Raw genomic sequence first — 24,335 nt, 5'->3', positions numbered from 1 at the left:
GAATTCAGCGAGCTGTCGGAGCTCGCGGGGCCGCCGGAGGCGGCAAGGAAGCTCTTCGGCGACCAGCTCCCGGACGTGCAGCGCTATGCGGAGCTGCTTGCGGACGTAGGCGTGCGCCGTGGCCTTATCGGGCCGAGGGAAGTGCCGCGACTGTGGGAGCGGCACCTCCTGAACTGCGCGGTTCTCTCGGAGATCGTGCCGGAGGGCGTGACGGTCTGTGACGTGGGTTCAGGCGCTGGCCTGCCCGGAATTCCTCTGGCCCTCGTACGCCCGGATCTCGAGATCACCCTGCTGGAGCCTCTGTTGCGGCGCACGACCTTCCTCGAGGAGGTGGTCGAGCTGCTGGGTCTGGAACACGTCTCGGTGGCGCGCGGCCGTGCCGAGGAGATGCTCGGGGCGCTTCAGCCGGTGCATGTCGTGACTGCTCGGGCGGTCGCTCCGCTGGACCGGTTGGCGAGCTGGGGCATTCCGCTGCTCCGCCCGTACGGAGAGATGCTGGCGATCAAGGGCGACACTGCCGAGGAGGAGCTGAGGGGCGCCCGCGACGCGCTGCACAAGCTCGGCGTCGTGGAGACCTCGGTGGTCCAGGTGGGTGCCGGCGTGGTCGATCCCCTGTCGACGGTCGTGCGGGCGGAAGTCGGGGAGAGCCCCGGCGGAGTGCGCTTCGCCGCGCGTCGGGCGAAGGCTCAGAAGGCACGGGGGCGTGCGGCACGAGGTGGGCGGCGCAGGCGCTGAGTATCCCGCAGAACGGGATGTCCGCTTACTCCAAAAAAGCTCTTAAGACTATGCGTTACGGTGTGTCGTCCTGGTGTGCGGTGCACGAGTGTGCATCGTGTTTCACGTGAAACGCCGCTCTCTCTTGCAAGGAATCATCAGCCGCGGTCGCGCTCAAGCCGCGCAGCGCGACCGGAAATCCTCGTCCAGGCCCCGCTCCTCGGTGGATTCATCCACAACTGAGCGGGGCTCGCTGGTTCATGACACCGAAAACATGGCAGGCTCTGTTCAGCACGAGCCTTATGTCGAGGAGAGTGAACCGTTGCGGTCCGACGCCAATACCGCGGGACCGATGGCCGACCCGGTCCCCGGCCCCCGTTCAGAATCGGTGGAGGTTTCACGTGAAACGCCGCCTCCGATGGACGATACGCCGATCGGTCGCGCCGCCCAGCAGGCGGTAGAGGCGATGAACCGTGCCGGCGAGGGTCTTCCGAGGCCTGAGCAGACACGGGTCATGGTCGTGGCCAACCAGAAGGGCGGAGTCGGGAAGACCACTACCACCGTGAACCTGGCCGCCTCCCTGGCTCTGCACGGTGCCCGAGTCCTCGTGATCGACCTTGACCCTCAGGGGAACGCGTCCACGGCCCTTGGGGTCGACCATCATTCGGAAGTGCCGTCGATCTACGACGTCCTGGTCGAGAGCATGCCGCTAGCCGACGTCGTCAAGCCCGTACCGGACGTGGAGGGGCTCTTCTGTGCACCCGCCACCATCGATCTCGCCGGTGCGGAGATCGAATTGGTGTCGCTGGTCGCACGGGAGAGCCGTCTCCAACGCGCACTCAGCGCATATGAGCAGCCGCTGGACTACGTCCTGATCGACTGCCCCCCGTCCCTCGGCCTACTGACGGTCAATGCCTTGGTTGCCGGTGCCGAGGTGCTCATCCCGATCCAGTGCGAGTACTACGCCCTGGAGGGGTTGGGACAGCTGCTTCGGAACGTCGATCTTGTCAAGGGCCACCTCAACACGCGACTGCATGTCTCGACGATCATCCTCACCATGTACGACGGCCGGACCCGGCTCGCCTCACAGGTCGCGGATGAAGTACGCAGCCACTTCAGCGCAGAGGTGCTGAGGACGAACATTCCGCGCTCGGTGCGCATCTCGGAGGCCCCCAGTTATGGCCAGACGGTCCTGACCTACGATCCTGGATCGAGCGGTTCGCTGTCCTACTTGGAGGCTGCTCGTGAGATCGCGCTGCGGGATCCGAACGTTCAGCAGCGGCACGAGGAGTCGGTACAGCAGTTGCAGCAACAGCAGAACAGCACCATGCCGAAGGGGACGCAGTGAGTGATCGACGTAGGGGGCTGGGCCGGGGTCTGGGTGCGCTGATCCCGGCAGCGCCGGCGTCCGGAGATGAGGGGAGCCCGACGGTTGACGCCAACGGGGCCACCTCACCGAGCGCCGTCCCCGTGATCCCACCGGATCGTGGCGTGGCGGCGGCCAAGGTGACCGCGTTGCCGGACAGCGAGGCGCACGACGACGTTCCACGTGAAACGCCGGGGTCGGACGGTGAAACCGCGACGAATGAAGTCGTGCCGGCCGGAGCGCACTTCGCGGAGATTCCGCTGGAGGCCATCACCCCCAACCCTCGTCAGCCTCGTGAGGTCTTCGACGAGGACGCACTGAGCGAGCTGGTCACCTCCATCAAAGAGGTCGGTCTCCTCCAGCCGGTCGTCGTGCGTCAGTTGGGGCCGGAGCGGTATGAGCTCATCATGGGTGAGCGCCGCTGGCGGGCCTGCCGTGAGGCGGAGCTGGAGCGGATCCCCGCTATCGTCCGGGCGACCGACGACGAGAAGCTGCTTCTTGACGCGCTCCTGGAGAACCTCCACAGGGCGCAGCTGAACCCGCTTGAGGAAGCCGCCGCCTACGACCAGCTTCTGAAGGACTTCAACTGCACGCACGACCAGCTTGCCGACCGCATCGGTCGCTCCCGTCCTCAGGTCTCCAACACCCTGCGGCTGCTGCGGCTTTCACCGTCGGTGCAGCGGCGGGTGGCCGCCGGGGTGCTCTCGGCCGGGCACGCTCGTGCGTTGCTGTCGGTGGAGGACGGTGGCGAGCAGGACCGCCTCGCTCACCGCATCGTTGCCGAAGGGCTCTCCGTGCGTGCGGTGGAGGAGATCGTCACAATGGCGAGCGGCTCCACCGCGAAGAGTGCGTCGAAGTCGAAGGGCCCTCGTGCCGGGAAGCGGGTCTCCCCCGCGCTGGACGAATTGGCCGGCCGGCTCTCGGACCGCTTCGAGACCCGCGTGAAGGTCGACCTCGGCCAGAAGAAGGGGAAGATCGTCGTCGAATTCGCGTCCGTCGATGACCTTGAGCGCATCCTGGGACAACTGGCCCCGGGCGAGGGCCGCGTGCTGGGACAGCAACTGACCGCGGAGTCGGAGGAGGCCGAGGCGGAGGAGAGCAACGACTGACGCTGTGCGCGCGGCCCACGCGAGCGGTGGGCTTCGGATGCTCCGATACCAGCCCGCAAGAACCGGTTCGAACGTCGCCCCATGGATACGATGGATCCATGGGGCGACAGCTCGTTCCGCTCACACTGGACAACCTCACGGATCTTCCCGGGCGTTGCCGCGCCTGCGTGTTCTGGGAGCTTGATCCCGTCAGCGGTGAGGCCGCGGTACGAACCGGTCGGCCGGAGGTTGAGAAGGAGTCATGGATCTCCGCGGTGTTGCTGGAGTGGGGGTCCTGCGGGCGCGTGGTCTATGTGGACGAGAAGCCGGCCGGTTTCGTTCTGTACGCGCCTCCGGCGTACGTCCCCCGGTCGTTCGCGTTTCCGACGAGCCCGGTCTCCCCTGATGCCGTGCAGTTGATGACGGCCTCGCTCATGCCGGAGTACCAGGGGCAGGGACTGGGGCGCGTCATCGTTCAGACCGTGGCCAAGGATCTGCTGCGGAGAGGCTTCAAGGCCATCGAGGCGTTCGGGGATTCACGCTGGACGGAGCCGGAGTGTGTGGTCCCTGCGGACCATCTGCTGGCGGTCGGCTTCAAGACCGTCCGACCCCATCCCAGGTTTCCGAGGATGCGACTCGAGTTGCGTTCGACGGTGTCCTGGCGTGAGGACATGGAGCGCGCGCTCGACCAATTGCTCGGGGCGGTGCAGAAGGACCGGATTCTCCGCCCCCTGTGACTGAGCCCGGAGGCGGCTGCCAACAGAAGCGCCGCCGGGCAACGCGGCACCGCGAGGAACGGCGTACGTGGAGTGGCAGTCCTTGGGCGGTGATTCACTCGCGTCGGTTTCACGTGAAACGGCCCGGCGATGTACGCCGGGCCGTTTCACGTGTGTCAGGACGGCGGCCGCGCTCGCTCAGCCGATGAACTCGGCGAGGTCCTTTTCGATCGCCGCGCGCGGCTTCGCACCGACGATGGTCTTCACGACCTCGCCGCCCTTGTAGACGTTCATCGTCGGGATCGACATGATCCCGTACTTGGCGGCGACAGCCGGGTTCTCATCGATGTTGAGCTTCACGACGGTGAGCTTGTCGCTGTTCTCCTCCGCGATCGCCTCCAGGGAGGGGGCGATCTGACGGCACGGACCGCACCAGGCGGCCCAGAAGTCGACGAGCACAGGCTTGTCGCTCTTGAGCACGACCTCGTCGAAGTCGGCGTCGGTCGCGGTCACGGTGGCACCGGCCATTGTGGTTCTCCTCGTTTCTCGTGATGGTGCGTGTTGCGCTGATGTCTGCGTTGGCTGGCGGCCGGCTAGAGCGCCGCGGCCTCTGCCTCCGCTGCCTCCTGGGCTTCTTCGGCCTTTTCGGGTTCGGGGAGGTGGTCGCTGTGGGTGCCGTCGAGTTGGGCGGCGAGGTGGCGTTCGGCGTCGAGGGCGGCGGAGCATCCGGTGCCGGCGGCGGTGACGGCTTGCCGGTAGGTGTGGTCGACGACGTCGCCGGCGGCGAAGACTCCGGGGATGTTGGTGCGGGTGGAGGGGGAGTCGACGGTGATGTAGCCCTCTTCGTCCAGGGTGAGGACGTCTTTGAACAGCTCCACGCGGGGGTCGTGGCCGATGGCGACGAAGAGGCCTGTCACGGGGAGCTCGGAGGTCTCGCCGGTCTTGGTGTCCCTCAGGGTCAGGCCGGCGAGCTTGCCGTCCTTCTCGTGGATCGTGGCGACCTCGCTGTTCCAGGCGAAGGTGATCTTCGGGTCTGCGAAGGCGCGTTCCTGCATCGCCTTGGAGGCGCGGAGGGTGTCGCGGCGGTGGACGACGGTGACGGAGTCGGCGAAGCGGGAGAGGAACGTGGCCTCTTCCATTGCCGTGTCCCCGCCGCCGACGACGGCGATGTGCTGGTTGCGGAAGAAGAAGCCGTCACAGGTGGCGCAGTAGGAGACGCCGCGGCCGGACAGCTCCTCCTCGCGGGGCAGCCCGAGCGAGCGGTACGCGGAGCCGGTGGAGACGATCACCGTGTGGGCGCGGTGCACCGTGCCGGCCGAGTCGGTGACGGTCTTGACCGGGCCGGAGAAGTCGACGGCGGTCACATCGTCCGGGATCAGCTCGGCGCCGAAGCGCTCGGCCTGGCCGCGCATCTGGTCCATGAGTTCCGGGCCCATGATCCCGTCGGTGAAGCCCGGGTAGTTCTCGACCTCGGTGGTGTTCATCAGCGCACCGCCCGCTGTCACGGACCCCTCGAAGACCAGCGGCTTCAGCGAAGCCCGCGCGGTGTAGAGCGCGGCGGTGTAGCCGGCGGGCCCCGAGCCGATGATGATCACGTTACGGACGTCGCTCACGGGTGTATTCCTTGTCTGCCGACTGCTTTCCGTCTGTGAGGATCTCACCCCACCCAACGGATCCTAGAGGGCAGACATTCCCGCCGTGGCGCCTGTAAGGCCTCGGGCCCAAGTGTGTCAGCGGCGGGTGTAGCTGTGCCTGGTGAGCACCTCTCCCGGGCCGCTGCCCTCGTCCCGGACACAGGACGGGTCGACGACGTAGGCATCCACGCGCTTCGGGTCGTCCTCGTTCGGGAGAACGACGAGAATGGCGGTACCCCCCTTGTACGGTGCGTGCTGGTCGACCGCGAGTGGTGCCGTCCCTGTGCGGCCGATGCCGGCGCGCACGCAGGAAGGCAGCGACGTTGTGCCTCCCGCGAGCGGCGTGTTCCCCTCGCTCTCCTTGGTCTTGAAGTCGCGGGACGGCGAGTTGCCTGCCCCTTCAGAGGACTCACCGGACTCACGCTTCGCGAGTAGACCATGGACATGCTTCTCGAGGGTGCTTCCGGCCTGGGCACTGTTGCTTGCCTCAGGGCCCGACCCGGCGGTCGGCGGTGCGGAGTCATTCATGGACTGCACGGCGAGACCGCCGAGCCCGAGAGCGACGACCGCGCCCGCCCCCGCGAGGATGGCTGACCGCCACCGACGCACACGGCGGGCCGGCCTGTGACGCCCGGGCCCGCTGCTGCCGACCGTGGGGCGTCCTGCCGGACGGTCGGCGGGACGGCGCGAAGCGCTTGTTTCACGTGAAACGGCGCCCGCGGCGTGCCGATGGTCCGGTGCTTCGCGCTGAGGGCGATTTCCATACGGGGCGCTGCCGTGGGAAGCCTCATCGGTTTCACGTGAAACCGCGGCTCCGTCGCCACGCGGAGAGGCGAGTATGGCTTCGCCGGCGAGGGCCGCGTCGATTCGTCCAGCGACGTCGTCCGGCATGGGAGACGCATCCGGCAGCACGGCGAGCGAGTCACGGATCTCCCTGAGTGAGACCAGTACATCCGCACACAGACGGCAGCCGGCCAGGTGCGCTCGCAGTCCCGACGATCGGTTCGGAGACAGCAGGTCCTCATTGAACGCGGAAATCTCGGCGATGTCCGGGTGGGCGTCGGTGCTGCGCGAGCCGGACGTGAAAGGGGTGGATGTCATGTGTGCTCTCCTCCTCCCTTCACGGCTCCGGGTCGTTGCGTGACGCCTTCCGAGGGTGGGACGGATGGCTCGCGGGTCCGGTTCCTTCTCCCCTCCCGCTGCGGCTTGCCTCGCTCGGCGCCCTCCGGTCGCAGGTGGGTGATGAGGGGCAGCAGCCTGGCCCGTCCACGGGCACAGCGGCTCTTCACAGTGCCGACCGCGATGCCAAGGACTTCGGCAGCCTCGGCGACCGGATACCCCTGCATGTCCACGAGAACGAGAGCGGCGCGCTGTTCGGCGGGGAGCTGGGAGAGCGCTTCGACGAGCTGCCGGTTGAGATCCTGCCGCTCGGCAGGCAGGGCCGCGGACTCGTGCGGCTCGAGGAGCAGGTCCAGGCGCTCGGTGTCGTCGGTGAGTTGAGTGCGGCGGGACGCGGCCTTGCGTGCCCGGTCCAGACAGGCGTTGACGGTGATGCGGTGCAGCCAGGTGGTGACGGCGGACTGGCCGCGGAAAGTGTGGGCTGCCCGGTAGGCGGAGATGAGGGCATCCTGCACGGCGTCGGCCGCCTCTTCCCGGTCGCCGAGGGTCCGTATCGCCACCGCCCAGAGGCGGTCGCGGTGGCGGCGCACGAGCTCGCCGAAGGCTTCGGTGTCGCCGTCGACGTGCCGGGCGAGGAGTTCCTTGTCGTCCGGTCCGTCGGGGCCGCGATCCTGCGCGGGTACGGGCGGCTGTCCACGTCTCTCGCGCGCGCCTGCCCCGCCTCGCCCATGTTTGGCGCGGCGGCGTATCCGCTTGCCGCCGCTGTCTTCGCTCACCGTCGGACGCCTCCCGTCATCCTCGCCCGCCGGCCGTGTCGTGCCTCAGTGCCGAGGGATCAGCTCGATACCTGGATCTCTGTGATCCGGCCACGGTAGTTGCCGTCGTCCGAGAGCGGGAGCTTGGTGAGCCATACCAATACGTATTGAGTCCTGATGGGCTTCTTGGCCTTCAGGGTCAGATGCTCACCGGTTCCGCCGCTGACCTTGCTGAACCCCGCCAGGGAGCCGGGCATGGAGGTGGTGCCCTTGGGCGCGGCGAGGAAGTGGGCCGTGGTGGGGCCCATGAAATCGACCTTGACCGAGCTCACCTGCTGCGGCTTGCCGAGGTCGAGCACCAGCCCGACGCCCGGCTTGAGGTTTCCGAAGTCGGGGCGGCCGTAGTACTTCTGCGTCAGCCAGTATGTGTTGGGAGCACCGTCGTAGGCGTCGGGAACCTTCGCGGGGTTCTCGCTGCCGTTGCCGCCGGGTGGCGGGTCGAAGTCCTTGGCGTCGACGATCTTCACCGGCTTGCCGGCGGAGCCCGTCTCGTCGTTGCCCTGCGCCTGCCCGACGCCCTGCTCGGGAGGGGCGTCGCCCTTGAGAAGGGTGTCGGCGACCTGCCAGCTGCCCAGGCCGAGGGCCGCGATCAGCAGCGCGGAGACGCCCCACTTGAGGATCTTGCCCGTACGGCCCGGGAGGGCGAGCGGTGCCGCGGCGCCGGCAGGTGCCGGGGGGCCTCCCATCCCGGCAGCCGGACGGGCGTGGGCGCCCTGTCCGTACGCGCCCTGCTGGAAGCCGGGCCGCTGGTACGGGTGCCTGGAGCCGAAGCCGGTCTCCGGCGGAGGGATCCTCGGCAGGGCGGAGGCGGCCTTCGCCAGTTCCTCGGGGGTGGCGCAGGGCTGCTCCTGGCTGGAAGCCGTGGCGCCGTCGTTGACGAGGGCCCGCATCGCGAGCTGGGAGAGCCCGCGGTGCACACCGGCACGCACCTGGTCGGGCGCGACGAGCGTGCGCTTGGCGAGGGAGCCGACCCCGGTCAGCCCGTACGCGTCCTCCTCGTACGGCCAGCGCTGGGTCAGCGCCGCGTAGAGAAGCGCTCCGATGCCCTCGGTGTCAGTGCGCTGAGGGGCGTCGCTGCTGATGCCGCGCAGCGCCGCGCTCACGGCCAGCCCGCGGATGCGGTACTGCCCGGAGCCGGTGCGCAGAACGGTGCCCGGCGTCAGCCGGAGATGTGCGAGCCCTTCGCGGTGCGCGGCTGCCATCGCCTGGGAGAGCTGGGTGACCAGCTGATGGGCCTCGTGCGGTTCCAGGGCACCGGCGACGAGGATGTTGCTGAGGGGAGTCGCGTCGGGAAGCCACTCGTGGACGACGTAGACGAGATCGTGGTCCTCCACGGCATCGAGGACCTGGACGAAACGGGGGTCGCCGAGGAGGGCCGAGGAGCGGGCGGCGGAGAGCACCGTGCGGGCCCGGGGGTGGCCCGAGGGGAGGATGTGGACGCCGACTGCTCGGCGCAGCTTCTCGTCGACTGCACGCCAGCTGCTGAATCCGTCCAGACGGGTGACGCACTCCTCCAGACGATACCGGCGTGCGAGCTTGTGGCCGCTGTGCAGCTCCGGAGGCGCGGGCGTCTCCGCCGTGCCGGGGGAGACGGCTTCCGGGCCGTCGCCGAGGCCCTCCTCGGTGCCGGGCTGCTGCACACCCGATCGGTCCTGCTGCCGCGCTTCTGCGGGCCCGGCGGCGTGACGGCCGCCAGGGGCGCCTTCTCCGTTCCCGCTGACGGCGCTGTCGCCGTCCTGAGCGCTGTGGGACGTGGCGTCCTGTCTGGTGTCCTCCGGGGGCCGGTCGCTGCCGCTCTGTCCGTCCATCGCGCTGTCGACGCTGGCCTTGTCCGCCCGGGCGGCGAGTGTTCGCTCGTCACCGCTGTTCTCAGCCACGCCGACGGCGGCTGTGCTCCGTTCCGCCACCGTCGTTCCTGCCTCCCCAATTCATTGCAGCCACTCTGTGAAACGGCTCGACAATTGTGCCCACAGTCCGCCGCTATGCACGACACGCAGTGGCCGTGGATGGTTGTACGGTCAGCGCCCGAGTCGGGCACGCACCATACCGACCATGGCCGTCATCTCTTCGATCCGCATCCTCTTCGCGGCTAGGACGAAAACCGCGGCCAATGCGATCCCTCCGGCGATCAGCGAGGCCAGGGAACCGAGCGTCCCGCTTCCGAGCGCGACGGTTACGCCGTAGACGGCGGCACCGGCGGCGGCAGTGGCGGGTACGGCGGCACCGGCGAGCCGGATGTACGTACGCAGCACGTGCGCGGTGTCCAGGTCGCCGCCCAGCCGCAGACGTAGGCGCCGCCACGCGATGCCGACGCCGACGGCGTAGGCAAGGCCGTAGGAGGCGGCCATGCCCACGACCGCCCAGCGGGCGGGCAGCAGCAGGAAGCATCCGGCCGAGGCCACCGCGTTGGCGATGGCGACGACGACGGTGTTGAAGAACGGCGTGCGGGTGTCCTCGTACGCGTAGAAGGCCCGCAGCACCACGTACTGCACGGAGAAGGGGATGAGCCCGACGCCGAACGCCATCAGCGCGTAACCCATGGAACGGGCCGCTTCGATGCCGGAGGGCCCGTAGATCAGGGTGCACATGGGGATGCCGAGGGCGAGGAACCCGAAGGCGATGGGGACGATCGCGACCGCCGAGTTGCGCAGTCCCTGAGAGATGTCGTCGCGGACGGCGCCGGTGTCTCCGTCGCTGGCTGCGCGCGAGAGGCGCGGCAGCAGGGCGGCCATCACGGAGACGGTGATGATGGCCTGCGGCATGTTCCAGATCAGCTGGGCCTGGGAGTAGGCCGTCCAGCCCGCTCCGGCGTGGCCCTCGGCGGCGGCCGTCTCCTGTGCCCACGTGGAGAGTTGAGTCACGACGAGGACGCCGGCCTGGTTGGCGAGGACGAAAAGGATCGTCCACTTGGCGAGCTTGGCGGCCTTGCCGAGGCCGTGGCCGCGCCAGTCGAAGCGGGGCCGGATGCGGAATCCGGAGGCTCGCAGGTACGGGATCATCGCGAGCGCCTGCACGACGAGCCCGAGCAGGGTGCCGATACCCAGCAGCCGCACGCCCTCCGGCGGAATGCTGCTCACCGTCAGGCCGGAGTCGTCAGCGGTGCCGTAGACCCACAGGAACGCGCCGACGGTGGCCATGATGACGATGTTGTTCAGGACCGGGGTCCACATCATGGCGCCGAAACGGTTGCGGGCGTTGAGGATCTGACCCATCACCACGTGGATGCCCATGAAGAAGATGGACGGCAGGCAGTACCGGACGAACGTGACGGTGACCTCGTTCGCCTGGGGGTTCTCCGCGAGGCGAACGGACATGACCCGTACCAGCAGCGGAGCCGCGAAGACCGCGAGCACGGTCAGCGAGCCGAGGATCACGGTGACGAGGGTCAGCAGGCGGTTCGCGTACGCCTCGCCGCCGTCGCCGTCCTCCTTCATGGCGCGCACGAGCTGCGGAACGAAGACGGAGTTGAGGCCACCGCCGACGGTGAGGATGTAGAGCATCGTCGGCAGCGTGATGGCCAGTTGGTAGGTGTCGCCGAGCACGGCGGCGCCGATGGCGGCGACGACCATCGCCGAGCGGATGAAGCCCGTGAGGCGGGAGACCATCGTGCCGGCCGCCATGATCGCGCTGGAGCGCAGCAGTCCCCCGGCTTTGCCGCCGCCGCCGCCCGCTGCCGCCGCCTCCCGGGCGGCTTCCTGCGCGGCTGCCGTCGGGGGCGCGTCCGGTTCCGGGGGCGGCGGCGTCGCTTCGGCGGGCGCGGCGTGAGAAGCCTCGAAACCGGGGCCCTGGCCCGGGCCTGCGGGCTCCTCGGCCGGCAGCGGACGGCCCCTGCCGGACGGGCTCCCGCCGGACGGCCCTGAGGCGGACGTGTGCGGTGCATGCGGAGGCATGCTCTCGGAGCGCGGCTGCGGCGGCGACGCGGCTCCGTGCCCGGCGTGGCCGCGGCCCTGGTCGCGGAAGAGGTGGGCGAAGGCGTCCTCGGGATCGCGACCCTCGGTGCTCACCTGCGGTGTCTCCGGCGCCTGCTCCTGCCGGGCCGGTTCCGGAGACCGCGCGCCGGACGGGTCGGGGCGGTTCGCGCGGGGGGCGCCCTCGTCGTCCTCGCGGGAATGGCTGAGGAGCCCGTCCACTCCCGTGTAGCGGACGGATGCGGGGTCGTCGCCGTAGGGCAGCCGCCGGGAAGGGCCGTCGGGCTCGGGTGCGGGGGTGGCGGCCCAGCGCCGCGGGTCGGGCGCGTGGGGTCCGGGCTCGGGCTGTTCGTAGAGCGCCTGCGGGTCGGGGACCGTGCCGGGCGGAGGCGGGGGATCCGCCGCGCGGTCGTCGAGGGCTTCGCTCACCGGGTCCTTTACGGCCGGGTCGCGGTCCCCGTACGGGTCGCGCGCGTAGGCGTCCCGTACGTACGGGTCCTCCGGCGGCTGCGAGCCGTCACCGGCGGCCTGGCTGCCCCGGTCACCGTCGTGCGGCGCATTCATCGCTACCTACCCCTGCCCCTGCTCGCAAGCTGACTCAACGCTCCACTTTCTCACCAGTGCCGGGAACGGTTCCGCTTCCCTTACCGGTGTCGACGGGCGCGGGCGTGGCCGGAGAGTGCCCGCCGTTCGCTCCGCCGGTCCCGGTTGCCGGAGACGCCGGGGCCGCCTCGCCCGGTTCTCCCGGGCCGTTCGCCGTGTTCCGGGCGTCGGACGTGCCGCCCTCGCCGTGCTCCTCGGTGCCCGAGCCGGAGGCCGAGTCGTCGGTGGCCGAGTGGGACTCCGCACCGGCGTCCGGCTCGGGGTCGGGCTCCACCGCGTCTCCACCGGCGCCGTCCGGGCCGGAGGAGTCCGGTCCGGACGCCGCGCCGCCGTTCCGCTTCCGCGTTGTGTACATCCGCACCCCTGCGAGCACGACGAGCAGCACTCCGCCCGCGATCACGAGGAGCACCGTCGAGGTGATCGAAGTGACGTTCACCTGGAAGACCATTCTCTTCCCGTAGGGCTTGCCGTCCTTCGTGTACAGCTGGGCCTCAACGAAGGCTCGCCCGTTGGCCTTCGACGTCGTGGAGAACTTCACGGACTGGCTGTGCTCACCGTCGATCTTGACGGCCTGTGGCTCACCGACGTCGAGTCCGATGCGGCGCCTGGACTTCAGTCGCAGCTCCAGGTCGTCGACCCCCTGCACCAGGTTGTTCTGCACCGTCACCGGGATCGTGGCGCTGCGGCCGGAGAGGGTGATGGGCGACTTCTGGATCAGGTGGACCTCCTTCGTGAGTCCCACAAGGTAGTCCCGCACGCCGTCCCGGTAGTTCGCGGCCCCCTTCGGGTCCCCGCGCCAGGACGTGGACTCGCCCCGCTCCACCGCGCTCCCGAACGGGGTCACCACGCGGTCCTCACGGGTGAGGATCTTCTTGAAGTCGCCGACGAGACGGCTGGTCTTCTGCATGTGCCGGTACGCGTCACCGGACAGCTCCTGCTTGCGGAGCGAAGCCGGGTACTGGCTGCCGGAGGGCACACGCCGGTTTGCGCCCGGGTCGGGCTTCGCCTTGGCCGCCTCCGACAGGTCGCTGCCCTCGGCCCAGCGGCCGTCCTTCTGGAGGGAGCTGAGTGCCAGCGCCATCGCCTGCGCCTGATCGGCGCTCGGCGTCCGCTGGGGCGCTACGAGGATGCTGCGCTGCTTGCCCGGCACCTGGGCGTTGAGGGCCTGGGTCTCACCGAGGAAGCGCTGCACCGCCTTGGACGTGGCACCGTGACGGGTCATGTCGCCCTCGAACGCCTTGGACAGGCGCGCGTCGGCGACCAGGGCGGTGTTGCCGCCCCCAATGGGACGGGCGGAGGTCGGCGTGTAGGAAAGGGCCGTGTCGCGGAAGCTGTCGCTGCGCGCGATGACGGTGCGGGCTCCGGCGGACGTCGCCACGTCCACGATGCTCGGGTCGACGGCGCCTTCCACCGGCCAGGCGTAGTCGGTGCTGGGCTTGGTGTGCAGGATCGACTCGACCGTGGGGATGGCCCGCTTGGTGGCGGAGTCCAGGTCGCCGAGCGCGCCGGGGACGTTCCTGCCGCGGTGCGCGAGCGAGGCGACATCCGGATCTGCGAAGGGCAGCGTCGCGACCTCCTCACCCTTAACGGCGCCCTGCAGGTCCATGAGCCACTGCTTCGCGTACGCCTGGCCCTTGCCGGCGACCGTGCCGCCGCCCTTCCTCTGTACGCGGTACCTCTCGGTCATCGCGTTGACGGTGGCCAGCAGGTCGGGGTCGATCATCCACGTGATCGGCAGGTCCTTGCCGAGGTGGACCAGCTGCTGGAGCCGGCCGCCGGGGGCCAGTTCCTCGGCGAGGTCGTCGTTGCGGAAGACGGGGGTCTGCTCCTCGTCGGACTGCGTGCGCGCAGTCAGATGCGAGGAGGAGATCAGCGGCCAGAGGTAGGCAAGTTCAGTCTTGTTCTCCGAGTCGGAGGTCTGCCAGGGCAGGAAGCTCCGCTCGATGCCGAGGATCTGGTCGTAAGGACGTTCCCGAGACTGCCCGGTGAGCGTGACGCCCAGCTGGTAAACGCCCGCCGAGCGCATCTTGAGCGCGCTGACGGGCAGCTTGAGCGTGAAGGAGCGGCGGATGCCGGGGCGCATGCTGCCGACCTTGGTCGTCGCGCGTTTCCCTTCGACCTTCTTGCCGTCGGCGCCGGGCAGGTAGTCCTTGCGGGCCGCGTTCTGGTCGAGCGCACCGCGGCTGTTCTCACCCGGGCCGATGCGCAGGCCGATGCGGCCGTCGGTGATGGGTGAGCGTCCCTCGTTGGTGACGGTGCCGGTGACGCTGAGCGTGTCGCCCTTCTGCGGCGTCGCGGGAGAGAGGGTGTTGATGGAGATGTCGGCGGTGCGGGAGCCGCTGCCGGTGCGGTCCGCGGAGGGCGCGTTTGCCGCGGACCGGGCCTGACTCCGAGCGGCGGACGCGCTTGCGGCGGCGGGCGTGCCGGTGGTTTCCGCGGCCGCCGCCGGGCCGGGCAGCAGGCCGCCGATGAGGGGCCCCGTGGTCAGCAGGACGACGGCGGTACGTCGCAGCCACCGGCGGGCGGGAGCGGTCGGGGTGCCCTGGTTCTCAGCCGCCTCGGCCACGCGCTCGTCCGTCCTTGTGTCGTCGTGGATGCGTCTCGTTGGTCTGATGGTAACGATGCCCCCGGCGGGCTCGCGCCGCGGTCTGCGTCACTTGATCGCCCGCCGTTTGCGACCAGGGGCGGGGCGGGGCCTGGGGGTGGCAACGTACCCTGTGCTGTCGTGCCGAACGCCAATGATGACATCCAGCCGACACCGCCCGCCCCTCCCGCCAGGGAGCAGCTCAACGAAGCGCAGCGCCGTGCCGTGAGCGAGCTGCTGCGGGTCTCCCCCGTCGCCGACGACCTGGCCCGGCGCTTCCGGGACGCGGGTTTCCGGCTCGCGCTGGTCGGGGGCACGGTGCGGGACGCGCTCCTCGGGCGGCTCGGCAACGATCTGGACTTCACCACCGACGCCCGTCCCGAGGATGTGCTGCGCATCGTCCGGCCGTGGGCAGACGCGGTGTGGGAGGTCGGCATCGCCTTCGGCACGGTGGGCTGCCAGAAGAAGTCGAACGAGGACGGGGAGACGCGCACTTACCAGGTCGAGATCACCACTTACCGCTCGGAGGCCTACGACCGGACCTCGCGCAAGCCGGTGGTCTCCTACGGCGACTCGATCGAAGAGGACCTCGTCCGCCGTGACTTCACCGTGAACGCGATGGCCGTGGCGCTGCCGGAGAAGAACTTCATCGACCCCCACGGGGGGCTGGAGGATCTGGCGCGCCGCGTCCTGCGCACCCCGGCAGCCCCCGAGTCGTCGTTCTCCGACGACCCGCTGCGGATGATGCGTGCGGCACGTTTCGCGGCGCAGCTCGGCTTCGCCGTGGCCGACGACGTGCTCGCGGCGATGAAGTCGATGGCGGAACGGCTCTCCATCGTCTCGGCGGAGCGGGTACGGGACGAGTTGAACAAGCTTCTGCTCTCCGGCCGGCCGGTCGAGGGGATCCGGCTGCTGGTCGAGACGGGGCTTGCCGACCAGGCTGTGCCCGAGATTCCGGCGATGCGGCTGGAGCGGGACGAGCACCACCGTCACAAGGACGTCTACGAACACTCGCTGACGGTCCTGGAGCAGGCCATCGACCTGGAGGAGAACGGTCCCGACCTGACGCTGCGGCTCGCGGCGCTGCTGCACGACATCGGCAAGCCGAGGACGCGGCGGTTCGAGCCCGACGGGCGGGTCTCCTTCCATCACCACGAAGTGGTGGGCGGCAAGATGAGCAAGAAGCGATTGACCGCGCTCAAGTACCCCAACGAAGTGATCAAGGACGTCTCGCGGCTCGTGGAACTGCACCTGCGCTTCCACGGGTACGGAACGGGCGAGTGGACCGACTCCGCCGTGCGCCGGTATGTACGGGACGCGGGTCCTCTCCTCTCCCGGCTGCACAAGCTGACGCGTTCGGACTGCACGACTCGGAACAAGCGCAAGGCCGCCGCGCTTTCGCGTGCCTACGACAGCCTGGAGAAGCGGATCACCGAGTTGCAGGCGCAGGAGGAACTGGACGCCATCCGCCCCGACGTCGACGGAAACGAGATCATGTCCATCCTCGGCGTGGGGCCGGGACCGCTGGTCGGCAAGGCGTACAAGCACATGCTGGAACTCCGGCTCGAGTACGGGCCGATGGACCACGACGAGGCGGTCGCCGCCCTCAAGGAGTGGTGGTCCGAGCAGGGTCAGGACGCGGAGTCAGATAGCGCCCGGTGACGAAGGGGGCGGCGCCGAGGACGAGGCGGAGCTCCGGATCGGCTGCGAGCGTTTCACGTGAAACATCAGCGCGGCGACCCCGGCGTACAGCACGGCGACCCCTATGACGAGTACGACCGAGCGCCCGTCCGGCGGGAGTATCAGCGCGGCCACTCCGGCGGCACTGACGAAAGCGACGTTGAAGAGCATGTCGTAGAGGGAGAAGACCCGGCCGCGATAGGCGTCGTCCACCGTCGACTGCACGGCCGTGTCAGCGGTGATCTTCGAGGCCTGTGTGACAAGTCCGAGTACGAACGCCAACAGCAGGATGGGTAGCGGCGCGAAGCTCAGACCGAGTGCCGGCTCCAGTACGGCCGCCGCCGCGGCGCAAAGCGCCAGCCAGCCGAAGCGGCCGGACCGTGCGACGCCCCAGGGAGTGACGACAGCGGCGGCGAAGTAGCCGAGGCCCGACGCTGCCACCGCGAGCCCAAGCAGCTTGAGACCGGCGCCGACATCCACCGCTTCAACCGCGTCCCCCACCTTGCCGTCGGTGCCCCACGCGTACCGGCACAGCATCAGCACCATGACGGTCAGCGCGCCGTAGCAGAATCGCATCAAGGTCATTGCGGTGAGTGCGTACGCGGCGGTGCGCCGTTCCCGGAGATGCCGCAGTCCGTCGACGAGACCGCGCGTGGTGGTGGCCAGTGTCGTCAGCAGCCGCAGCGGCACCTGGGCGGCGTCGGTGCCGGGGCCGAGACGGTCGCGGCCCAACCGCAGGGCGGCGGCGCCGGCGAGGAGGTAGACCACGGCCCCGGCGAGGACCACCCAGGCGTTCGCTGTGCGATCGCCGTCGGGTGTGGCCAGCCTGATGGCGAAGGCGATGCCACCCCCGGCCGTCGCGGCGAGCGTTCCGGCGGTCGGGGAGAGGGAGTTGGCCATGACGAGACGTTCCTCGTCCACGACGCGGGGCAATGCCGCGGAGAGCCCGGCGAGTATGAAGCGGTTCACGGCGGTGACCGAGAGGGCCGATAGGTAGAACAGCCAAGTCGGAGTGGCGCCCAGCACCAGCGCCGCGGTACCGGCGGCGAGCACCGCCCGCAGGAGGTTTCCGTAGAGCAGGACCTGCCGCCTGCGCCACCGGTCCAGCAGGACGCCGGCGAACGGGCCGAGGAGTGAGTAGGGGAGCAGCAGAACGGCCATCGCAGAGGCGATGGCCGCCGGTGAGGTCTCATTCTCGGGGGAGAAGACGACGTAGGCCGCGAGGGCGACCTGATATATGCCATCGGCGAGTTGGGAGAGCAGACGCACTGCCAGGAGTCGCCGGAAGTCGGGGAAGTGCAGCAGGCTGCGCAGATCTCCGACGACACTCATGGCCCCAGCTTCACATACGCCGGGGTGCGGGCGCGTCCCGATCCGGAGGGTGCGGACTCGGGCCCGATCGGGTCCCGGGGCGCTGCCATGTTTCACGTGAAACACCGAGGGAGACGCCCGGTGCGCCTGTGCCCGGGCCGGGCCGGCCTGGCTCAGGCCCGGCCCGAACCGGCCGGGCCCGCACGCCCGGGACCCGATCGGCCCGGCCCCGGCTCTCAGCGGGGCGTGGTCGTAGTACCCCAGCGCACTTGCGGGTCGTCGAACGGCACCGGCTTCGTCCGCGGTGCCCGGTGTCCGCCTGCGCCGAGCGTGAAGACGTCCGGAGCCCGGTCCAGCACCCCGCCACCGGGGTCGTCCGAGCCGTTCCGCCGTACGACGTCCCGCTCCGGCGTCAGCAGGTCCCGAACCACCACAGCGCACAGGTAGATCGTGCCGAGCAGGTGGACGAGGATTACCAGCTGGTAACCCTCGGGGGGCAGGCCATGATGCTTGTCCCCGCTGCCCGTGTAGGCGAGGTAGAGCCAGATGCCGACGAAGTACACCACCTCGCAGGCCTGCCAGATCAGGAAGTCCCGCCATTTGGGGCGGGCGAGGGCGGCGAGCGGGATCAGCCACACCACGTACTGCGGCGAATAGACCTTGTTGGTCAGGATGAAGAGCGCCACCACGAGCAGCGACAGCTGCGCCAGGCGCGGCCTGCGCGGCGACCGCAGGGCCAGCAGAGTGATGCCCGCGCAGCCGAGGGCCATCAGCGCCGTCGCGTAGAGGTTGGCGTCCGAGACGGGGTCGCCGGTCCGCTGGGAGATGATCAGCCAGATCGAGCCGAAGTCGACCGGGCGTTCCTGGCTGAAGCTGTAGAACTTCGACCAGCCCTGCGGCGCGAGCAGCATCACGGGGAGATTGACGCAGAGCCACGACGCCGCCGCGCCGCCAAGTGCCTTGGCAAACGCCCGCAGATGCCCCGCGCGCAAGCACAGCACCAGCAACGGGCCCAGCAGCAGCACCGGATAGAGCTTGGCGGCCGTCGCGAGACCGATCAGCACGCCCGCGGCGAGCGGGCGGCTCCTGGACCACATCAGCAGCGCCGCGGCTGTGAGCGCCACGGCCAGCAGGTCCCAGTTGATGGTGGCGGTCAGGGCGAGAGCGGGGGCGAGGGCGACGTGAAGGCCGTCCCAGGGGCGGCCGCGGTGGGTGCGGGTCGCACAGACGAAGAGCACTGCCGCGCAGACCATCAGCATGCCGCTGTTGACCATCCAGTAGAGCTGCTCGCGGTGCTGGAGGTCACCGCCTCCCGGCGTCAGCCACGAGGCGACCTCCATGAACACGCCTGTCAGCACCGGGTATTCGAGATATGCCATGCCGCCGGAGACGCGGTCGGGGATGCGGTCGAAGTACGGGACGAGCCCGTCGGCGAAGCCCCGGCCGACGAAGAGGTGCGGGATATCGGAATAGCACGCGTGTACGTATTGACTGGTCTGGCCGGAGAACCAGGCACCGTTGAAGCAAGGCGCCTTCTGCACCATGCCCAGCACGAACATGCCCAGCCCCAGCAGCGCCACCACGCGAACCGGCGCCCACCAGCCGCCCGCGTCCGATGCGACCCGGCGGCCGACCGGGCCCCCGATGAGTTCGCTGCCGGCGGCGGCGACCTCGTCCTGTTCCGTCGGGTGGACACGGGCGGGGGCGGCGTTCCGGTCGGGGCGGTCCGAGAGGTGGGCGCGGGTCATGGGGCACATCCTGCCGTACGGCCGCTGACGCAAGCAGCCCCGTCACGGAGAGACCCGTGACGGGGCTGCGAAGTCCCGCTGTGCTGCGGGCAGGAAGTGGGGGCCTTTCGGTCCCTAGTCCCTTTCCCGGCCTCCCGTCGGTCCGCCGAACAGGCCGCCGCTGTCATTGCCGCCGGTGTCTCCGCCGGTAGTGCCGCCGGTGTCTCCTCCGGTGTCTCCGCTGGTGGCGCCGCCGTCCTGACCCTGGTCGGTACCGCCGTCCTGACCCTGGTCGTTGCCGCCGTCCTGGCCCTGGTTGTTGCAGAAGAGGCCGTTGCAGCTTTCCGTCGGCGAGGGCGACTGCGAGGGCGACTGCGACTGCGACGGGTCGTCCGACGGCACGTCGCTCGGGGTCGGTGTCGGGGACGGGCTCGCCCCCACTCCGAAGACCCGGTCACCGATCGGCTCGGGCGTCGGGAAGGGCTTGGCGTACGTGCCCTTCAGAGCGCCCGTCATGTACTTCGTCCAGATCTCCGCGGGGAAGGACGCACCGTGGATCGACTCCTGGCCGCCCACCCCGTACATCTTCTGGAACCTCTGCACCTTCGCCTTGTCGTTGACCCGCCACATGCCGATCGACGTCGACAGCTGCGGCGTGTAACCGGTGAACCAGGCCGACTTGTTGTCGTCCGTGGTACCGGTCTTGCCCGCCGCCGGGCGGCCCAGCGCCTTCGCAGCCGAGCCGGTGCCGTCCTGGACGACCGTCTCCAGCACGTTGGTGACGTTGTCGGCGACGCGGGCCTCGAACTTGCTCTTGACGTTCTTCTGGTGCGTGTAGATGTTCACGCCGTCCTCCTCCACACGTGTGACGGAGTACGGCTCGGCCTTGTTGCCGCTGCTGGCGAAGGTTCCGTAGGCGTTGGCCATGCGGATGGCGCTCGGAGCCGAAGTGCCCAGCGACAGCGTCGGAGTGTTGCGGGCGAGGCTGTCGTCGTTGAGGCCGGCGTCGATCGCCGCCTGCCGCACCTTGTCGACGCCGACGTCCATGCCCAGCTGGATGAAGGGCGTGTTGACCGAGTACTGCATGGCCTCGCGCAACGAGACCCTGCCCCGGTCCTCATTGCCGTCGTTGCGCTGACGCCACTCCTTGCCCTCCTCGTTCCTCCAGATCGTGCGGTCGTAGTTGCGCAGTTTGATCCTGTTGTCGCCGTCGTAGACGCTCTTCGGCGAGACCGGAGTGCGAGCGTCCGCACCCTGCACCTCCGGACCCTTGGGGTCACGGACGCCGTCGCGCATCGCGGAGGCCAGGACGAACGGTTTGAACGTGGAGCCGACCTGGACACCGGTGTAGTCGGCGTTGTTGGTGAAGTGAGTGGTGGCGTCCTCGCCGCCGTACATCGCCACGATCGCGCCGTCGTTCGGCTTCACCGAAGCGCCGCCGAACTGAACGTACTTGTCGACCTTGCGCTTCTTCGGGTCGATGTTCGCCTTGCGCACCCGCTCGACCGCGGCCTCCATCTCGTCCATCTTCTTCTTGTCGAAGGTGGTGTGGATGCGCAGGCCGCCCTTCTTGAGCCTGCGGTCCGAGATGTTGCTGTTGGCCGTGATGTAGTTGTTGACCGTCTCAACCATGTAGCCCTTCTGGCCCTTGAGTTCGGTCGACTTCCTCGGCTGCTTCGGCATCGGGAACTTCTGGTACTTCGCCCGGTTCTCCGCCGACAGCCTCTTCGTCTTGACCATCCGGTCCAGCGTCCACGACCAGCGGTCCGTGGCCCTCTTGAGGTTCTTCTCCTGCGTGGCCGCGGAGCCGATGCCGCCGGCCGGGTCGTAGAGGTTGGGGCCGTTGAGCGTCGCCGAGAGGAACGCGCACTCGCTGGCCGTCAGGTTCTTGGCGTCCTTGCGGTAGTACGCCTGCGCCGCGGCCTGGATGCCGTACGCGCCGCGCCCGTAGTAGCCGGTGTTCAGGTAGCCCTCGAGGATCTTCCGCTTCTCCACCGTCGCGCCGACCTTGATGGAGATGAACAGCTCCTTGGCCTTACGCGTCAGCGTCTGCGACTGGTCGAGGTAGGCGTTCTTCACGTACTGCTGCGTGATCGTGGAACCCGACTGCGTGTCGCCACCGAGCGCCATCCTGCCGATGGCGCGGACGATGCCGACCGGGTCGATGCCCGGGTCCTGGTAGAAGGACTCGTTCTCGGCGGCGATCACCGCGTTCTGCATCGGCGAGGGGATCTGGGCCAGCGGCACGATCTGCCGGTTCTGCTCGCCGCCGCCCGCGACGACCATCTGCTTGCCGTTGGCCCAGTAGTAGACGTTCTTCTGCTGCTTGGTCGCCTCGTTGACGCTCGGAGTGCCCACCATCGCCAGGGCGATGCCGGACAGGCCGATGATCAGGCCGAGGAACCCGGCGAAGGAACCCAGCACCAGCTTCCAGGACGGCACCCAGCGGCGCACGCCTGTCTTGTTCCACCGCGGATAGTCCACGAACCGCTTCTTCGGCGGCGGTTGGAAACGACCGCGGGCCCTGCCGTACGCACCGGCTGCGCGCGCGCGGCCGCCTCCGCCGAGGCCGCCCGCCGCCATCCCGGCGCCGGTAGCGGCGCCCGCTCCGGCAGCGCGTCGGCGACCGCCGCCGCCCCCTCCGCGCGGTGCCCCTCTCCGGGCCTCGGCGCGACCGCCGTAAGGGCTTCCGCCCGACCTGGGCGGCGGCGTGGAACGGCGGCCGGTGCCGGACGGCGGCTGCGGCTGCGCTGCGCGCCGGCCGCGCCCCTGTGGCGGCTTTCGACGGTGCTCGCTCATGGAACAGCTACTCCTCGGGCAGGCGCTCGCGCCTGAAGGTGGCAGTTGACGTCTGGTCCCCCCGAGTGCGGCCCCCGGACACACGGTCCGCCGGTCGCACTGCACCCAGGACGATGACGCGATCGAGCGTCTTCTGGTTCCCGGTGGTGGTCTGCACGCGCACAGACTACGCAGATCCAAAACGCCCGTTACCGAGCATTCGTCTCAATCAAGGCAAGTTGCTTTCAACTAATCAGGGATGTGAGTCCCTTCACCCGAGGCCCACTTGTCGGCCTGGAGCCTGCGCTCTATCGTGCTGATGTATCGAATCGATACATCAGCACGACACAAGTCCACGACCGGCGCGAGGGGTTGAGGGGGGCGGTGCAGCATGAGCCGACGCTCGGGGATCCTTGAGTTCGCCGTACTCGGCCTGCTTCGCGAATCGCCCATGCACGGCTACGAGCTGCGAAAACGGCTCAACACCTCACTTGGTGTCTTCCGCGCCTTCAGCTACGGGTCGCTCTACCCGTGCCTCAAGACCCTGTTGCAGCGCGGATGGTTGAGCGAGGAGCACGAGCCGTCCATCCCGCCGCCGGAGAGCGAACGCACGGATCGGGAAGCACTCTCGGCGTCGCTCACCGGACGCCGGGCAAAAATCGTCTACAGACTCACAGCGGCCGGAAAAGAACACTTCGAGGAGCTTCTTTCACAGACCGGACCGGACGCGTGGGAAGACGAACACTTCGGTGTCCGTTTCGCCTTTTTCGGGCAGACCTCGCGGGACGTGCGGATGCGCGTGCTCGAAGGGCGCCGCAGTCGCCTGGAGGAACGCCTCGCGAAGATGCGCGCCTCGCTCGCCCGCACACGCGAACGGCTCGACACCTACACCCTCGAACTGCAGCGCCACGGAATGGAATCCGTGGAGCGCGAAGTCCGCTGGCTCACCGAACTGATCGAGAGCGAGCGGACCGGGCGCGACAGGGAGTCGGGGAGCGATCCCGAACTCCCCCCGCGCCGGCAAGGAGACGCGGGAAGCGGGCGCCGGCCCGGGGATGGCACCCCGCCGGATCCGTCCGCGGACACCGCATGAGGCCTCGTACGAACGCGGTCTCACCGACCAGACACAGGGAGCAACCGGAATGGGTTCGGTTCGTGTAGCCATCGCAGGCGTGGGCAACTGCGCCGCCTCGCTGGTGCAGGGCGTCGAGTACTACAAGGACGCCGACCCGGGCACCAAGGTGCCGGGCCTGATGCACGTCCAGTTCGGCGAATACCACGTGCGCGACGTGGAGTTCGTCGCGGCCTTCGACGTCGACGGCAAGAAGGTCGGCCTCGACCTGTCCGACGCGATCGGCGCGAGCGAGAACAACACCATCAAGCTCTGCGACGTCCCGCCCTCCGGCGTGACGGTGCAGCGCGGGCACACGCTGGACGGGCTCGGCAGGTACTACCGGGAGACGATCGAGGAGTCCGACGCGGAGCCGGCCGACGTCGTGCGTGCTCTGCGGGACGCCGAGGCCGACGTGCTGGTCTGCTACCTGCCCGTGGGGTCCCAGACCGCCGTGGAGTTCTACGCGCAGTGCGCCATCGACGCGGGCGTGGCCTTCGTCAACGCGCTGCCCGTCTTCATCGCCGGCACCAAGGAGTGGGCGGAGAAGTTCACCGAGGCAGGCGTGCCGATCGTCGGTGACGACATCAAGTCCCAGGTGGGCGCGACCATCACGCACCGCGTCATGGCGAAGCTCTTCGAGGACCGCGGCGTCATCCTCGACCGCACGATGCAGCTGAACGTCGGCGGCAACATGGACTTCAAGAACATGCTGGAGCGCGACCGGCTGGAGTCGAAGAAGATCTCCAAGACCCAGGCCGTGACGTCCCAGATCCGCGACCGCGAACTGGGCGAGGGCAACGTGCACATCGGCCCGTCCGACTACGTCGCGTGGCTGGACGACCGCAAGTGGGCCTACGTACGGCTGGAGGGGCGGGCGTTCGGCGACGTGCCGCTCAACCTGGAGTACAAGCTGGAGGTCTGGGACTCGCCCAACTCCGCCGGCGTCATCATCGACGCGCTGCGCGCGGCGAAGATCGCGAAGGACCGGGGCATCGGCGGGCCGCTCCTCTCGGCCTCCTCGTACTTCATGAAGTCCCCGCCGGTGCAGTACTACGACGACGAGGCACGGGAGCTGGTGCAGGCGTTCATCGAGGGGAAGACGGAGCGCTAGGGGCTCTCCGGCAGCCGGTGGCTCCCGGAGGCGGTCGGCCGCGCCTCCGGTCCGCCGCAGCCGTGTC

At 69.2% G+C, this 24,335-nt stretch carries 17 protein-coding genes; 7 read left to right on the top strand and 10 right to left on the bottom strand.

From position 1 onward, the window contains the following. The first annotated feature begins 12 nt into the window (after positions 1–12). The 4 genes from rsmG to EV375_RS18545 all read left to right on the top strand — a co-directional run bounded on the left by rsmG (position 13) and on the right by EV375_RS18545 (position 3,905). Complete coding sequence (rsmG, locus tag EV375_RS18560) at positions 13–735, top strand: 16S rRNA (guanine(527)-N(7))-methyltransferase RsmG (protein ID WP_486588755.1); 723 nt, start codon at positions 13–15, stop codon at positions 733–735. Positions 736–988: 253 nt separating this feature from the next. After that, entirely contained in the window at positions 989–2,062 is a 1,074-nt protein-coding gene (locus EV375_RS18555; protein ID WP_486588754.1) for a ParA family protein, read from the top strand. Further along, complete coding sequence (locus EV375_RS18550; protein ID WP_130300420.1) at positions 2,059–3,189, top strand: ParB/RepB/Spo0J family partition protein; 1,131 nt, start codon at positions 2,059–2,061, stop codon at positions 3,187–3,189. The genes EV375_RS18555 and EV375_RS18550 overlap by 4 nt, the downstream gene beginning before the upstream one ends. Positions 3,190–3,287: 98 nt before the next feature. Next, complete coding sequence (locus tag EV375_RS18545; RefSeq protein WP_130300419.1) at positions 3,288–3,905, top strand: GNAT family N-acetyltransferase; 618 nt, start codon at positions 3,288–3,290, stop codon at positions 3,903–3,905. A gap of 177 nt (positions 3,906–4,082) precedes the next feature. Here the strand turns inward: EV375_RS18545 and trxA are convergent, their stop codons facing one another. The 7 genes from trxA to EV375_RS18510 all read right to left on the bottom strand — a co-directional run bounded on the left by trxA (position 4,083) and on the right by EV375_RS18510 (position 14,529). Beyond that, positions 4,083–4,412, bottom strand: a complete 330-nt coding sequence (gene trxA, locus EV375_RS18540; RefSeq protein WP_130300418.1) for a thioredoxin — start codon at positions 4,410–4,412, stop codon at positions 4,083–4,085. Positions 4,413–4,477: 65 nt separating this feature from the next. Continuing rightward, on the bottom strand, positions 4,478–5,497 hold the full coding sequence (gene trxB / locus EV375_RS18535) for a thioredoxin-disulfide reductase (protein ID WP_130300417.1): 1,020 nt from the start codon (positions 5,495–5,497) through the stop codon (positions 4,478–4,480). 117 nt (positions 5,498–5,614) lie between these two features. Then, positions 5,615–6,046, bottom strand: coding sequence for a hypothetical protein (locus tag EV375_RS29775; RefSeq protein WP_486588570.1), 432 nt, complete (start codon positions 6,044–6,046; stop codon positions 5,615–5,617). A gap of 569 nt (positions 6,047–6,615) precedes the next feature. Continuing rightward, positions 6,616–7,413 carry an ECF RNA polymerase sigma factor SigM gene (sigM, locus tag EV375_RS18525; protein WP_486588569.1) on the bottom strand — a complete coding sequence of 266 codons (798 nt, stop codon included), beginning with the start codon at positions 7,411–7,413 and terminating at the stop codon, positions 6,616–6,618. 59 nt (positions 7,414–7,472) lie between these two features. Further along, entirely contained in the window at positions 7,473–9,359 is a 1,887-nt protein-coding gene (locus EV375_RS18520; protein ID WP_130300415.1) for a protein kinase family protein, read from the bottom strand. 111 nt (positions 9,360–9,470) lie between these two features. After that, positions 9,471–11,924, bottom strand: coding sequence for a murein biosynthesis integral membrane protein MurJ (murJ, locus tag EV375_RS18515; RefSeq protein ID WP_130300414.1), 2,454 nt, complete (start codon positions 11,922–11,924; stop codon positions 9,471–9,473). A 34-nt stretch (positions 11,925–11,958) separates the two neighbouring features. Next, positions 11,959–14,529, bottom strand: coding sequence for a DUF6049 family protein (locus EV375_RS18510; protein WP_130300413.1), 2,571 nt, complete (start codon positions 14,527–14,529; stop codon positions 11,959–11,961). Positions 14,530–14,688: 159 nt separating this feature from the next. Between EV375_RS18510 and EV375_RS18505 the strand changes: the two genes are divergently transcribed. Continuing rightward, positions 14,689–16,209 (top strand): CCA tRNA nucleotidyltransferase, encoded by a 1,521-nt coding sequence (locus tag EV375_RS18505; RefSeq protein WP_130300412.1) that lies wholly within the window; start codon positions 14,689–14,691, stop codon positions 16,207–16,209. On the opposite strand, the gene EV375_RS18500 is transcribed toward EV375_RS18505, so the two are convergent. From EV375_RS18500 to EV375_RS18490, 3 genes are all read right to left on the bottom strand, one after another. After that, positions 16,192–17,559: an MFS transporter gene (locus EV375_RS18500; RefSeq protein ID WP_130300411.1), complete on the bottom strand. Its 1,368-nt coding sequence runs from the start codon at positions 17,557–17,559 to the stop codon at positions 16,192–16,194. The genes EV375_RS18505 and EV375_RS18500 overlap by 18 nt on opposite strands. A 215-nt stretch (positions 17,560–17,774) precedes the next feature. Continuing rightward, positions 17,775–19,295 carry a glycosyltransferase family 87 protein gene (locus EV375_RS18495; protein WP_486588753.1) on the bottom strand — a complete coding sequence of 507 codons (1,521 nt, stop codon included), beginning with the start codon at positions 19,293–19,295 and terminating at the stop codon, positions 17,775–17,777. A 105-nt stretch (positions 19,296–19,400) separates the two neighbouring features. Continuing rightward, complete coding sequence (locus EV375_RS18490; RefSeq protein WP_130300409.1) at positions 19,401–22,064, bottom strand: transglycosylase domain-containing protein; 2,664 nt, start codon at positions 22,062–22,064, stop codon at positions 19,401–19,403. Positions 22,065–22,434: 370 nt separating this feature from the next. Between EV375_RS18490 and EV375_RS18485 the strand changes: the two genes are divergently transcribed. Both EV375_RS18485 and EV375_RS18480 read left to right on the top strand, forming a co-directional pair. Next, on the top strand, positions 22,435–23,136 hold the full coding sequence (locus EV375_RS18485; RefSeq protein WP_130300408.1) for a PadR family transcriptional regulator: 702 nt from the start codon (positions 22,435–22,437) through the stop codon (positions 23,134–23,136). A gap of 49 nt (positions 23,137–23,185) precedes the next feature. Further along, positions 23,186–24,268, top strand: a complete 1,083-nt coding sequence (locus EV375_RS18480) for an inositol-3-phosphate synthase (RefSeq protein ID WP_130300407.1) — start codon at positions 23,186–23,188, stop codon at positions 24,266–24,268. The last annotated feature ends 67 nt before the right edge of the window (positions 24,269–24,335 follow it).

It is taken from the genome of Streptomyces sp. CNZ301, assembly GCF_004217425.1.
The sequence above is the reverse complement of the archived record's forward strand: the minus strand, read 5'-3'. Positions and strand labels throughout refer to the sequence as shown.